Below are 314 nucleotides of genomic sequence, written 5' to 3'. Positions count from 1 at the left end.
CATCACAATGGCACACAGCCACAACCTGTCGTTTTTCATTATCACAGCCCTCATTTCACCGGACTCGGCTGGTTAACGGCACAGCGAACAGCTTTATCGCTTGGTCGGTATAATCTGCTTTCCGGGTCCGCCTTATAGCGCACCATCGTCAGCCCGCGCCCCGGTCCCGAGAAGTCCTGGCTGCGCAGCACCCGCGTGTAGTACCCGTCCGCGTCTTTAAATACCGGCTGCTCTGGACCCTGCGGGTCTTTTACCGGCGAATGGCTGTAGTATTCCGGGTCATACCAGTCCTTCATCCATTCCCAGCCGTTTCC

At 57.0% G+C, this 314-nt stretch carries 1 pseudogene; it reads right to left on the bottom strand.

Going from position 1 to position 314, the window contains the following annotated elements:
- Positions 1 to 50: 50 nt before the first annotated feature.
- Positions 51 to 314: pseudogene (locus tag OGV94_RS00030) on the bottom strand (formylglycine-generating enzyme family protein); the annotation flags it as partial.

It is taken from the genome of Citrobacter sp. Ce006, assembly GCF_030336535.1.
In the GTDB taxonomy this organism is placed as follows: Bacteria; Pseudomonadota; Gammaproteobacteria; order Enterobacterales; family Enterobacteriaceae; genus Citrobacter; species Citrobacter europaeus.
This window is presented reverse-complemented; position numbering and strand designations above follow the sequence as displayed.